The organism is Chitinophaga sp. SYP-B3965, assembly GCF_009647655.1.
In the GTDB taxonomy this organism is placed as follows: Bacteria; Bacteroidota; Bacteroidia; order Chitinophagales; family Chitinophagaceae; genus Chitinophaga.
Genome location: NZ_WJFD01000001.1, coordinates 1,428,304 through 1,442,239, shown reverse-complemented (window position 1 = coordinate 1,442,239; position 13,936 = coordinate 1,428,304). Strand labels below are relative to the sequence as shown.

The 13,936-nt window shown below is 44.9% G+C and carries 11 protein-coding genes and 1 tRNA gene; 7 read left to right on the top strand and 5 right to left on the bottom strand.

Annotated elements, in window-relative coordinates:
- Positions 1–2 precede the first annotated feature (2 nt).
- On the top strand, positions 3–1,469 hold the full coding sequence (locus GFS24_RS05690; protein ID WP_153658613.1) for an IPT/TIG domain-containing protein: 1,467 nt from the start codon (positions 3–5) through the stop codon (positions 1,467–1,469).
- 73 nt (positions 1,470–1,542) lie between these two features.
- Here GFS24_RS05690 and GFS24_RS05685 read toward each other — a convergent pair whose 3' ends face one another.
- The 4 genes from GFS24_RS05685 to GFS24_RS05670 form a co-directional block, all read right to left on the bottom strand.
- Positions 1,543–2,319, bottom strand: coding sequence for a hypothetical protein (locus GFS24_RS05685; RefSeq protein WP_153658612.1), 777 nt, complete (start codon positions 2,317–2,319; stop codon positions 1,543–1,545).
- 17 nt (positions 2,320–2,336) lie between these two features.
- Entirely contained in the window at positions 2,337–2,546 is a 210-nt protein-coding gene (locus GFS24_RS05680; protein WP_153658611.1) for a hypothetical protein, read from the bottom strand.
- Between the two features lie 181 nt (positions 2,547–2,727).
- Positions 2,728–2,800: transfer RNA gene (locus tag GFS24_RS05675), tRNA-Lys, on the bottom strand.
- 127 nt (positions 2,801–2,927) lie between these two features.
- The gene (locus GFS24_RS05670; protein WP_173002976.1) at positions 2,928–3,944 is read right to left on the bottom strand and encodes an alpha/beta fold hydrolase; all 1,017 of its coding nucleotides are present in this window, start codon (positions 3,942–3,944) and stop codon (positions 2,928–2,930) included.
- A 30-nt stretch (positions 3,945–3,974) separates the two neighbouring features.
- Here GFS24_RS05670 and GFS24_RS05665 point away from each other — a divergent pair, with 30 nt between their 5' ends.
- The 4 genes from GFS24_RS05665 (at position 3,975) to xrtN (ending at position 9,950) form a co-directional block, all read left to right on the top strand.
- Positions 3,975–4,499: a GNAT family N-acetyltransferase gene (locus tag GFS24_RS05665; RefSeq protein WP_153658609.1), complete on the top strand. Its 525-nt coding sequence runs from the start codon at positions 3,975–3,977 to the stop codon at positions 4,497–4,499.
- A gap of 147 nt (positions 4,500–4,646) precedes the next feature.
- Positions 4,647–6,011, top strand: a complete 1,365-nt coding sequence (locus GFS24_RS05660) for an alpha-L-fucosidase (RefSeq protein ID WP_153658608.1) — start codon at positions 4,647–4,649, stop codon at positions 6,009–6,011.
- Positions 6,012–6,132: 121 nt separating this feature from the next.
- A complete protein-coding gene (locus tag GFS24_RS05655; protein WP_173002975.1) occupies positions 6,133–8,622 on the top strand; it encodes an XrtN system VIT domain-containing protein in 2,490 nt (829 codons plus the stop codon).
- The gene (gene xrtN, locus GFS24_RS05650; protein WP_153658606.1) at positions 8,601–9,950 is read left to right on the top strand and encodes an exosortase N; all 1,350 of its coding nucleotides are present in this window, start codon (positions 8,601–8,603) and stop codon (positions 9,948–9,950) included. The genes GFS24_RS05655 and xrtN overlap by 22 nt, the downstream gene beginning before the upstream one ends.
- On the opposite strand, the gene GFS24_RS05645 is transcribed toward xrtN, so the two are convergent.
- Entirely contained in the window at positions 9,931–10,701 is a 771-nt protein-coding gene (locus tag GFS24_RS05645; protein WP_153658605.1) for a zinc-dependent peptidase, read from the bottom strand. The two genes, xrtN and GFS24_RS05645, sit on opposite strands and share 20 nt — an antisense overlap.
- 64 nt (positions 10,702–10,765) lie before the next feature.
- Here GFS24_RS05645 and GFS24_RS05640 point away from each other — a divergent pair, with 64 nt between their 5' ends.
- A complete protein-coding gene (locus GFS24_RS05640) occupies positions 10,766–13,189 on the top strand; it encodes an AsmA-like C-terminal region-containing protein (RefSeq protein WP_153658604.1) in 2,424 nt (807 codons plus the stop codon).
- Between the two features lie 97 nt (positions 13,190–13,286).
- Complete coding sequence (locus tag GFS24_RS05635; protein ID WP_153658603.1) at positions 13,287–13,871, top strand: type 1 glutamine amidotransferase domain-containing protein; 585 nt, start codon at positions 13,287–13,289, stop codon at positions 13,869–13,871.
- Positions 13,872–13,936 lie beyond the last annotated feature (65 nt).

The window sequence follows — 13,936 nt, the reverse complement described above, 5'->3', positions numbered from 1 at the left end:
GCATGAAAAGATATATATACTTACTGTTTGCTGTGCTGATGTGCACGATCATGGCCTGCCAGAAGGAGGTCATTGATGTGCGTGATTTCGGCAGGGTGACTATTGACAGCATTTCACCGGGTACCGGGCCTGCGGGCACCTACATAGTCGTACACGGCCATAATTTCACCTATCTGAAGACAGATGCCAAAGTGCACCTCAACAACGCCGAGGTACGCGTCGTTACCATGTCGCTGGATAGTATGTTGTTACAAATACCGGAAGGTGCTTTAACCGGAAAGCTGGAATTCAATTTTAACAGGAAGAACCCAACGGGTGGTTACAACTACAGCGGTCAGGTAGATTCTGCTGCTACAGGGCCTGTATTTACTGTAGACGCGTCTGCTATTCCCAAACCCATGATCATGGAAGTGCTGCCTTTGCATGCGAGAGTAGGCGGAGAGATCACTATCAACGGATATAATTTTAAAGATGGCAGCTGTAAAATTTTCTTCGGCGATACGGAAGGAACCATCACGGAGATCAGCAGTACCCAGGTAAAAGTAAAGGTGCCGAAAATAACACCGGATACTATATCCCTGCGTGTAGAACAAGGAGTTTACAAGGTGCATGCAGGTGAATTCGTTGTGGATGAAACACCTGCCGGCGTAAAGGAGATCTTCTGGTCCTCATGGGGCAAGGTGTACAAGGCGGTGATGGATGAAAACGGCAATGCGGTGATGACAGCTATATATGACGAGTCCGACAACACGGGCGTTTATCCAAGTGGACTCACAGTTGATCAAAAAAACGGACGCGTATGCTGGATGGATATAAACAAAATTTATTACGGCAGTATGGATGGCACTGTTCCTCCCACCCTCGTTTATGAATTTTCCGGAGAAGTACTGTTGCAGGACATTGCTTTTGACAGCCAGGACAGACTATATGTGACGGTGGCAGACCTTAGCTTCTCAGGCAAGAGTTACCTCTTCCGGGTAAAGATAGATGGGACCGGAGGAGAAGAGCTCTATAAGCTGGGAGATTTCCCTGCAGGAATGAGAATAGATGAGGCCAGGGGGAAGATATACTGGGTAGACCAAATGGCTATGGCCGCTTATGAAGGTAGTATGAACGGTCAGGCAGCACAGGCTCCCAAAGTATTATTCGATGCCAGTGATGGCATTGTTGCTCCCACCAATATAGCCATAGACGACACGCATATCTATATTTTAGACGGTAGCACCAGTGCGTGTTTTGTGGGTGCAAGGGACGGTTCCGGAACGCTTGAGAAGCTGCCAATCTCCGCGGAATTCATGATGGGGGTTGGTGACCTGGAAATAGACGCAGGCAATCAATACATGTACTGGATAGTATATGATTATCAGGTGAACCACGGTACGATGTTCCGCTGTAAAACAGACGGTACCGGCTTGCAACGGGTTATCGAGAAGGTACCCGAAGCTTATCATCTGTCTATTGTTCTGTAATACAAGAAAAAGGATACACTATTTAGTGTATCCTTTTTTAGCTGATGCATTTTACTAAAGGTGAGTTTGATATTTATTGCAAATACGCTGATCCGGTAAAACTATCGATATAATTACCTATGTTGAAATAGCCAGTCAATCGAACAGTATAGCCAGCTCCAAGTGATATACCAAATGCTTCAATGTCGACCCTCAATTTGTACAACCAAATCCTCTCCATGGCTAACGTTTGAATACCAGCTCCAATTACATTTTCATAAGTGTTTGAAGTTTCATCCCCACTTCCGGCAACTAAGCCAGAAACGGCCCAATTGATCGAACCGCCAGGTCCTCCATATCCTGGTGCGGGGGCAAATCGCATCCCAAAAGTGCCATAGATGTTAGCCGGATCATCAGTACACAGTAACCTTGTAGTGGCATAAAAAATGCTGCCATTTGTAGTACCACCGGGTTCCAGAGCTGCTCTCAGGTAAACATAAGTTAAATAGCTAAACGGCGCCACAAGATTATTAGTTGATTTGCCCATTTTGATTGATCCATGCTCAGTATGAAATCTATTCAGAAAAACTCCTTTTAAAGAGTCAAGTTGACTTTCAGAAACACGCATAGCATCAATTTTACGGAGAACGTTATCAAGTTCCTCCATATCTTTTACCTTTAATTTAATAGTTTTGAGATTTGTGGTGTCTTCTACTTCAGACAGTTTTTGGAAATGATATTTTTCAAACAGATTGTTTACTTCTTCATGTGTTGCAGAAGTTATAGGATCTGGTGAGGAGGTTTCACGAGAATCTTTTGTACACGAAAAGAGCATTGATAAGATAAATGCGGGTAACAAGGTTTTTTTCATTTTTTTTATTTTAATTGTTATTCAATTCCTTTAACATTTGAGACTAAATATGCTCCTCCTAATACACAAGCGGCTGCAAAGACAGGGAAATAAGGCACTGGTTGTGAAGGCATCATAGCATGAGGCTGGTTTACAAAGGCATACGCTGTTTGTAATAAACCAATGAGTATGAGAAATAGGCCTGTGTTTAATTTGAGCAGGAATAAAAAAGAATTCTTAGGTTTCATAAAAGGATTAATGTTATAAAAATTGCGGGTATACACTACTGGTACTGGGTTAACCTTTAACCGGGCTCAATATATAAATTTTTATTTCATTTCAAATGAATTTCATCAACAGCTTTGCCAAATAAGAATGGGTCACCGAATGGGTATAAAAACAAAAAAGCACACCGTAGTGTGCTTTTTGTGATTCCGCTGGGACTCGAACCCAGGACCCATACATTAAAAGTGTATTGCTCTACCAACTGAGCTACAGAATCATCGCTATGATGATTATCAAAGCGGGTGCAAAAATAGGAATATTTTCATTCCTTCCAAATTTTTGTAAAAAAAAGTTAATAATGCCTAAAATGAAGGAGTGCTGGCGTATATGCAGCAACGTTATTATCAGGGTTTCTGATTGAATGAAACGATCTCATTGATCAGTTGTATTCTTCCTTTTTCCGGCCTGTCCAGGAATACAAGATGTGTGCCCTCAGGCAATGTTACAAACTGCTTCCTCGGTGAATTCACCAGCTGTGCCTGTAACGCAGTAAGGTCTTCCGGTCTGCTCCATGTATCGTATGCACCTCTGATTGCCAGTACCGGTACAAACACATCTTTTGCATGCCACATGCCTTTGCCCTGTGCAGTATAAAAGCTCTCTGCCCTGTAACCGCCCGGCACTTCCAGTATGCTGTCTTCATTAAAGCTCACGGCCGTTCTGGCATAAGCCTTTGCAACAGCGGTATCATACCATTGTGTTTTATCTGCTACGGGAATGTAATTGTTCCAGTTCTCCAGAAGCTGTGCAGCAGTTGCCTTACGCAGCACAGGAGTAGAGGCGTAATTGAATTGGGAAGTATCAGAAGGATTGCGGAAGAGTTTGGTGAATACCCAGGGTGCTTTTACATTGTATAAACTGTTGAGCATGATGAGTGAAGCTATCTTATTAGGATAGATGCAGGAGTAATATCCCATCCAGCTGCCGCCGGTGGCCCAACCGAATAAAGCTACTTTTTTCCTGCCGGTCCTTTCCTGTATAAAATCCACAACAGCATCTATGTCCCTGGATACTTCCGCAGAAGATGCAGCGATCACCCAGCGCTTGGTGGTGTCATAATCAGGACGGGTAGATTGTTCCCAGCCGCGTGCATCCATGATGAACACATGAAGGCCTGCTTTAGCCAGGTCTTCTGCAAATGAACCACCTGCTACCGGAAGATCAAAAGAAGCAATGCCGCCGGACCCGCCGCCATGTAATAAGAGGATAGGGGGCTTGCGGCTGCGTTTGTGCGTGGAAACTTCCCGTATGGAGATGCGGACACCCGGATCACTCGCAATCACAAAATCAGATCGTTGGATCGTTTGTGCAAAAACAGGCTGTTGTAGTAATACCGGAAGGATCAGTAAGGTTTTCCACATAAGGCAAAAATAACGTATTTTACAGTAATCATGAAAGATCAACATATCAGACCGGTAGCGGAAACGGATCTTCAGGTATGGATGCAATTAGAACGGGACACATTTACGGAAACCTTTTTACCTGTTTATGCAACGCATGACCTGCAAACTTTTCTCCAGGAAAAAAAGAACGACAACATCTTACGACAGGAATGGGAAAGCAAAGATGCTTATTTCTATATCCTCTGGGAAGGCACAACAGCTGCAGGCTTTATTAAACTGAACCTCCACCGCCAGCCGGATAACGGCACCTTGTTACCCACTCCGGTGATGGAGCTGGAAAGGATCTACGTACGCCGTGAATTCCAAAGTAAAAAACTAGGCAAAAAACTCATACACTTTGCTTACGAAGAGGCACACAAATACTTCGTGCGCACATTATGGTTAGGCGTATGGGAGCACAATCTGAAGGCCCGGCAGTTTTATGAAAAAGAAGGGTTCTCTGCGTTCGGGGAACATACCTTCAAGGTAGGCACCCAGGAGGACAGGGACCTGCTGCTGGCAAAACTCCTGTAGATACAGCGAAAAAACTACAATAAATAGAGAAAAAGAGCCCAATACGGCCTGCTTTTTTATCCGACCTTGAGACCGATAAAGCGCTGCGGCGCTTCTTTTTATTCCACTTATGCAAACGATTGCGAATAACACGTATAAACTGATCACATGAAAAAAATTGCATGCCTGCTGACGATGCTCATTACCGTTCAGTCACTCATGGCACAAAACAATTCCACAAACGAAACACGTATGAAATGGTGGAGGGAAGCCCGTTTCGGGATGTTTATCCATTGGGGCGTGTATGCTGTTCCCGCAGGTACTTACAAGGGTTTTCCCATGGCAAGGGGTGGGGGAGAATGGATCATGAACCGCAGCAAGATCCCTGTGGCAGAATACCAGGCTTACGCCAAACAATTCAATCCCGTAAAATACAATGCAGAAGAATGGGTGAAAATGGCAAAGGACGCCGGCATGAAATACATCGTGATCACCGCTAAACATCACGACGGTTTTGCATTGTTCAATTCCAAAGCCAGTAAATGGGATATTACAGATGCTACACCTTACGGAAAAGATCTGCTTACTCCATTGGTAGCAGCTTGTAAAAAATATGGTATCAAACTGGGCTTCTATTATTCACAGGCACAGGACTGGAATAACCCCGGTGGCTCTGTTGCCCGTAAAGAAATGCGCGAAGGCTGGCCTAACCCGGATTCTGCTAAGGTAGATGCCTACACAAAAGCTAACAACGGCCACTTTGATCCGGCACAAATGACGCAGACCTTTGATCAGTATATTGATAATGTAGCTGTACCACAAGTGAAAGAACTGCTTACCAATTATGGAGAAGTAGCGGTGCTCTGGTGGGATACGCCTACCAATATGACGGATGAAGCGGCTACGAAACTGCAGGCGCAGCTGGCATTACAGCCAAACATCATCACCAACGACCGTCTCAAACGCCCTAATTTCCAGGGAGATTATAAAACACCGGAACAAAAGATCCCTAACCTGAGTGAACTGGATGGGCGCGACTGGGAAACCTGTATGACCATGAACGGCACCTGGGGATTCAAGAGTTATGATCATAATTGGAAAACGGTTTCCACGATGGTGCGTAACCTGGTAGACATCGCTTCAAAAGGTGGTAACTATCTCCTCAATGTAGGACCAACTGCCGAAGGTGAATTTCCGGAAGAAAGCATCAAAAGCCTGAAAGGCATAGGCGAGTGGATGAAAGTGAACGGAGAATCTATTTACGGCACCAAAGGCAACCCTTTAAAAACAGTAGCCTGGGGGCGCATCACCCGCAAGCAAAATACACTCTACCTCGCTGTGTTTGAATGGCCTGCAAATGGAAAACTGGAAGTGCCCGGCCTGAAGAACAAGGTGAAAAGCATTAGTGTATTAGGTACAAAAAATACCCTTACATCCGCTGCCAGCGGGGATAATCTGATTGTCAACCTCGCCGGTAAACCTACTAACGATATTGCAACCGTACTCAAAGTTCAGGTAGAAGGAAATTTATAAAACCTGTTGGTTTGTTCAGATATTTGACTTTACTTTGTAATTCAAAGTGAAAAAGAGGGAGTAAAATCCCTTCTTTTTTACCTTTATACTTTGAAATGCAAAGTACTTTTAAAATATGGATATGCAAACTGTAAAAGACAAATTACTGGACTACAGGTACTTAATGTTAGTCGCATTATTGCTGCTTAGTTTTATCATTTACAACATCGGTAATACCTATAACGGGAACGACGATCTGCTGACCCGGTTATTCTTTTTTCATTATATCTGCGCCGTTATTGCTTTCATTGCCAGGGCGCTCATGAATAAGAAGGAGCGGAAGGGGTTCATGACGCCGGTGTTGTTACTGTTCCTGGTGAGCGCCTACGGCCTTAACAGGGTAATGAACATCTTTCATGAAAATACACCCTGGTTCAGTGTGTTACTGGTGATCTCAGGCATCAATCTCTTATTGTTCCATTATTATGAAAACCTCCCGCGGAGCGTACGTGCCATCATGTGTTTTATCCTGGGCATCAGCGTTGTGCTATTCATTTATTTGAGCTGCTACCTCTTGCCTGTTTATGGCATGGCAGTACCGGCTATACTGGCCCTGGGTATTTCCGTGCATGCCTTTATTCCAATATTGGCCCTCATTCATATCTGGCACCTGTTCTATACGCATATCCGGGACGATTTTAAGGCAGGCAGGTGGAGTGTATTGTCCGGTTTTGTTTTTTCGCTGGTTGTGATTGTGGTGTTCACCATGGCCATGAACAGCGAAGTAAGGCAATTGAACCGCATCTATAACAGGACCAGTGCTGAAGGTGTTAGCGCGTTGCCGCCATGGGTGGTAGCTGCTAACCAAATGGATGGCAGCTGGATAGAAGAGAGGGTATTGAAAGCTGAATTTATATATATCCTTTCTGATTGGTTCGACTGGGACTTTTTTGATAGGTCCTTGCGTAATTTTAATGATTCCCGTTTGCATGACCCGCTAATGGTGATCGCATCTGGTTTCGTACCTAAGATAATACCCTCTGATGAAGAACGCATAAAGATACTGGAAGCATTGTTTGATGCCCGTCACGAAGGGCAGGAGCGGCTTTGGTCTGGTGATGACCTGTACACAGATTATGTGAATACAAAAGCCCGGATCTGGCCAAAGCTGCATCTTGCTTACACGGAAAAGGTGATCACTGTGGTGAATAATAACGGCGATAGCTGGAGACCGCAGGAGGCTATTTACACTTTCCATTTACCAGAGGGTTGTGTGGTAACTTCTCTTTCTCTCTGGATCAATGGAAAAGAGGAAAAGGGCATCCTCACCACGAAGGAAAAAGCAGATACTGCTTATAAACAAATAGTAGGCGTAGAAAGCAGGGACCCTTCTTTAGTTCGCTGGCAGGAAGGGAATACCGTAAGTGTGCGGGTATTTCCTGTAACCACGAAGGCAGCCCGCCAGTTTAAGATAGGATTTACGGCGCCGCTGAAAGCGGGTGATAAGGAACTGGTGTATGAAAATATTTATTTCGATGGTCCGTCACCTGCACACGCAACGGAAGATGGTACGATTGAATTTGCCACAACACCAGGTACACTAAGCCTTCCGGATCAGTATGAAAGCGAGGGAATGCAATACCGCAAGGAAGGGAATTACAAAGCTGACTGGAAAGTAACAATTGAGAAAGAAGACATTCAGCCGCATACCTTCTCTTTCAATGGCAAAGGATATTCGATCAAACCTTACGTATTGCAACGTGATCCTGTGTTAACAAATGCTGTTTACCTGGATATCAACGAGGCCTGGTCTGAAAAGGAAATAAATGAAGTGCTGCAGCTTGTGGGTACCACACCCGTATATGTATGGTCTGGCGAAAGAATGGTACTGGTAGACAAGAAAGTACTGAAGAACCTGCAAAAGCAACATTTCAGCCTGTTCCCCCTATACAAAATAAAAGACCCTGCCAATGCTTTGCTGATCACTAAAAGCACACCCATTTCTCCTTCGCTGGATGAACTGGAAGGCAGCCGTTTCAAAACGGAATTATCCACCTGGCTTTCTCAGGATACTGTACCAAAGATCAGGCTGCTGGACCTGGGTGAACAGTTATCTCCCTATTTAAAATCCCTTAAAGAATTCCGTGTATTCCGTTATGAAAAAGGCGGCATCCTGTTGCTAAAGATCCTGATGGACACGAAAACATTTGCCGGTGATATAGAATCAGATAATAAAGTAGTGATAGACCAGGCAAATATTGAAATAGAACAAAGTGCAGACAGCGTTACAAGGGGAGATGCACCGGATCACCTGATGCGTTTGTTCGCATACAATCACATCCTGCAAAAAGCAGGTAAAGGCCTGATCACGAAATCGGAAGGGCAGGATAGCCTGGTATCTATAGCAAGAGAAGCATACGTGGTTTCGCCCATCAGTAGTTTGATCGTACTGGAATCGAAGGAAGACTATGACAGGTTTAACATCAAAGACAGTGATAACAGCCTGAAGAATGCTTCCATGAAATCTAATGGCGCTGTGCCTGAACCGCACGAATGGGCCCTCATCATACTAGTTCTATTTTCCATCACCTATGTTAAACTCCGCCCGAAATGGATCAAAGTAAACGCATGATCCCCGCCATTCTGGGCGCCGGTCTGATCGCAGGCATATATGTTCTGATCGTGCAATATGCATTGAAGGACTATATTGCCTGGCGGTCTCCGGGATTTCTGCTGGGCCTTGTAGCTATCCCCATTGTACTGAACAGGGATCCGCTGCAAAAGAAAAGCCTGCGGTTTTATTATGCCGCATTACTCTGTTGCATACTGGCCTGGATACTGCCGGTGAAAACATTGCTTTACGCATCTGTAGTAATGGGCATCTGTTTCCTGATAGATAATGTGTTAGGAAAGATCAACTTATTACCTGTACTGGCCATGGTTTTGATGGCGCCCATTTGTGATTACATCACCAATATCTTCACTTTCCCCATCCGCCTGCAATTAACAGCATGGGCAGGCACCTTGCTGCAAATATCCGGCGTAGCAGCTAACGTGGAAGGCAATACTATTTTCTTTGAAGGGAATGAATTCTCTGTAGATGCAGCCTGCATGGGCTTGAACATGATGATCACTTCCATGCTCTGCGGTATCATGATCCTGGGCTTCTACCAGAAGAAAATGAACGTTAGGCTGAACTTCTTTAAGGTCACGGTGCTGATGGGTATCATAGCCCTCCTGAATATTATCGCCAACCTGTTCCGCATGATCCTGCTGGTGATGTTCGTGATCCTGCCGGAAGATGCGATGCATGGTTACACAGGGATCATGTGCCTCGCGGTATATGTGATCCTGCCCCTGATATGGCTGATCCCCTGGCTGGTAAAACATTGGGGAAAAATAAAAACAGAAACGGCTCCTGCAGAGCCGGTAAATTCTTTACAGGTGATCATGGCACATGTTTGCCTTGCAGCCTGTGTAGGAATGGTAGCCTGGAAAACAATGTTACCCGGCATCCAACAGGTAAATCCTGCTGTTCTTCCTGCTGTGGAGGGATTTAAAGTAACTTCCATGGACAACAATGTGATCAAAGTAGAAAATGATACGGCACTCATCTACGTAAAAACCATCCCCGGTTTTTATTACAGTGATCATCATCCCACCATTTGCTGGCGTGGCAGTGGTTTTGAATTTAAACACATCAAAGAAGAGAAGATAGCCGGAAAGACCATTTCTACCAGTATCCTGCAAAAAGGAACAGAAAGGTTATACACGGCATGGTGGTATGATAATGGTACAAAACAAACCGGCTCGCAATTAGATTGGCGCTGGGATGCATTGATCCATCGCACACGTTATGCTATCGTGAACGTGAGCACGGAGAACAGGGAAACGCTGGAAAAGGAAGTAGCCAGGCTGTTACAGCCAGAGCAGAACATTGTTACTGCATTGCTGCATTAGGGTCCTGTTTGAACATTTTGGACAGTAATGCATACAGCTCCGGATGATGCACCTGCATCGTATCCGGTTTTACAAAGAAATATTCAGACACTACCGCCAGGAACTCACTTTGATTCATGGCTGCATAAGGATTGATATCGGACTCTCCGGTTTCAATCCTTTTTATTTCCTCATGCATCACTTTCAGCCAGGGTAGGCTATAACTGTTCTGCAATAAGGATTCCGGCATACCGTCCACAGAACCGTCTGTTTTATCCACGAGGTGAACGAATTCATGTATGGCGGTATTACTCTTGCCGCCATGATCTGAGAATCCATGCCGGAGAGCAGACTGGGAGAGGAGCATTTGCCCGTTCAAAGGCCCGCTGCCTACCATGCCCAGGATATTCCTGCGGTCTCCCTCAAACTGGTATTTTTCATCAAAAGTATCCGGGTACAGGATAACATTAGTAAGATTGCGGTAACGCCATCCCGGAAAGGAAAAGATGGGGATCACGGCACTGGCGGCTATCAGCACTTTATCCAGTATTTCTACCTGGGCGCCTACACCTTCAATGGTTACCGTTTCCATAAAATCACTCACTTCTTTTACGAAGCGGGGTTTGTCTTCATTTTTCAATTGCTGATAATATCGCACATTGCTTTCCAGGATGCCAATGATCGTGGCCTGATGTTTGGTCTTAGGTTTGGGTGTACGATAAAACCACCAGAATAATAGCGCGACAATAACGATGGGTATTACAAATGCCATAAGTCAAATGTCAACTTTTTTCGCGATATATTGTTTATCTTCCTGAACCTTAACTATTTGACCCATGCCCCGCTGGTTACGCATCTCACTTATTTCTGCAGGCAGCTTTATTGTGCTGATTATTTTACTATGGCTCATACTGGCGCTGGTGATCCGGAATAATAAACAGGCCATCCTCACCGAAATTTCCAGTCAGCTGAGCAGCCGCATCAATGGCACACTCGTGATCCGGGATATGGATCCTTCCCTGATACGCAGTTTTCCCAATATATCCATTACGCTGAAAGATGTATCCCTCCAGGATAGTTTATTCGCACAGCACAAGCGGCCTTTGCTGGCTATAAAGGAAGTGTACGTGAAAGTGAATACCATGGCTTTTTTGCATAAGGAAATAGATATAAAAGAGGTGAAACTGAAAGATGGAAACATCAGCATCTTTACGGATAGCACTGGTTATTCCAATACTTATCTTTTTAAAGGTGATTCCACCAAAAAGAAAACTGGCAAACAGCCTACTTTCAGGAGTTTCAGCATGGAGAACATCCAGTTTTCCATGGAAAACCTGCAGAAGTTCAAACACTTCTTCTTCGATATCCGTTCTCTCTCCGGGGAAATGGATTATGCAAGCAGTGGCTGGACCTGCAACCTGCGTACGGACATGCATATACGGAACCTGGAATTCAATACCACCAAAGGCAGTTTCGCGCAAAACAAAGTGATGCAAACTGATCTGGAGATACAATATATCACCGCATCCAAAACATTACGCATTCCACCGCAGATCCTGCAATTCGACAAACAACCTGTTTCCTTTGGCGGTGAATTTAACTTCAGCCAGCAGCCTGCCGCATTTGTACTGGCGATCAAAGCAGACCAGATCCCTTTTCGCCAGGCCGCATCACTACTTACGCCGGCTCTTGCTCATAAGATGGATAGCATCAGTTTTGAGAAACCCCTGGATGTACATGCAGATATCAGGGGACATATGAAATTCAGGGATACACCCTATATACGTGTTACCTGGGATGTGAAAGATAATATCCTCACCGCAAAAGCCGTTACCCTCGATAAATGCAGCTTTAATGGTGCTTTCCTCAACGAGGTAACGACAGGGATGGGGCACAATGATGCCAACTCCCGCCTGAGCCTTTTTAATTTTAAAGGGGAGTATGACAGCATTCCTGTTACCTCAGATACGATCAGGATCATCAATCTCAAAAAACCTGTACTAACAGGCCGTTTTAAGTCCAAATTTCCGCTCACCAGGCTCACGCATATAGTAGGTGCCCATCTGTTTGAATTCACGAAAGGAGAGGCAGAAGTAGACCTTGAATATGCAGGTACCTGGAATCCTAATGATACGGTACCCGGATTTGTAAATGGGATCATCCAGATCAAGGACGGTGCTTTTACGTATGTACCCCGTAACCAAACATTCCAGCAATGCCTGGCCACACTTGACTTTACGGGGCAGGACCTGTACTTCCGCAACATCCGTTTACAAAGTGGCAGCAGTGCCGTAACCATGGAAGGAAATATCCGCAACATCCTCAACTTCTATTTTGCAGCGCCTGAAAAGATAACGCTGGACTGGTCTATTCACAGTTCCATGATCAACCTGAATGAATTCCATTCCTTCTTTGCCAAACGCCGCAAACATGTTTCCAAAAAGCAGCCTGTCCATGCCAAACCCCGCATCATGAAACAACTGGATGTTGTGCTGGAAGCCTGTAGCGTAAACATGAACGTAGTGCTGGATAAAGTAAAATACCGCCAGTTCACCGCCAGTAATGTGAAAGCAGGTATTCAACTCAGCCAGACAGGTGTTAAACTGGATAATGCCGTACTGCAGGCCGCAGGCGGACAAATAAATTTCAATGGCGCCATTCTCAATGCCAGTAATGGTAACGATCGTTTCACCGTAGATGCAAAAGTGAATAAGGTACAGGTAGATCAGCTCTTCCGGGCCTTTGAGAATTTTGGGCAGGAAGGCATCCAGGCAAAGAACCTCAAAGGAGTATTTTCTGCAACAGCAAAAGTGACGGGCGGCATGAAAGAAGACGCGAGTATTAAACCACATTCTATGTTCGGCTCCGTCACCTTTGATCTGAATAAAGGTGCGCTCGTAGGTTTTGAGCCGTTGGAGAAATTAGGCAAGTTCGTTTTCCGCAAACGGGATATGTCTAACATCACTTTTGAAAACATACACAATACCCTGGATATAAAAGGGAACAAGATAGTGATCAATCCGATGATCATCGCTTCCAGCGTGCTGAACATTCAACTTGAAGGAACGTATGGTATGCCCAAAGGAACGGATATACAGATGAAGGTTCCGCTCCGCAATCCTAAAAATGATGAGCTGTCCGGTGATGCTGTTGAACTGACTAAACGCCAGAAAAAAGGTATTGTTGTTAACCTGCGGGCAGTAGATGGAGATGATGGAAAAGTTAAATTTAAACTAGGGAAAGGCAAGGACGAAGATTAACCCCATATTGAGCAATTAAGTACCCAAATAATTCATGAAACCTGCGCTGGCCGTAATCGGACTCCTTTTTGCTGCATATTCCATAAAACAATGCATTATGGAACAACATTCCCTGAAAGGTAAAAAGGTAGCTGTCCTCGTGGCAGATGGATTTGAAGAATCGGAATTTACGGTTCCGGTGGAAGCGCTGCAAAATGCAGGCGCTGAAATAGAAGTGATCTCACTTAAATCCGGCAACGTGAAAGCCTGGGCGGAAAAGGAGTGGGGAGATGAATACCGCGTGGATAATACGGTAGACAAAGTATCCTCAGAAGATTATGATGCACTGGTACTTCCGGGCGGTGTGATGAATCCGGATCTGTTACGGGTTAACAAGGATGCCGTGACTTTCGTTACCGGCTTTACTGAAGAAAAGAAACCCATTGCGGCTATCTGCCATGGCCCATGGACCTTAATAGAAACCGGCGCACTGAAGGGCCGGACGGTTACTTCCTATCCATCTATTAAAACAGATCTTATCAATGCCGGTGCCAACTGGGAAGATAAGGAAGTGGTAGTGGATATGGGACTCGTTACCAGCCGCAGTCCTAAAGACTTACCCGCTTTCTGCAAGAAGATGATTGAAGAAATTGCCGAAGGGCAACATCTGGCCAGGTCCCGCGGTGTACATTCACTGGGGTAGATCCGGCTTATTATAAGTAGTGCTGATCATGGATCAGCACTACTTGTTTATACTATAAACAATCC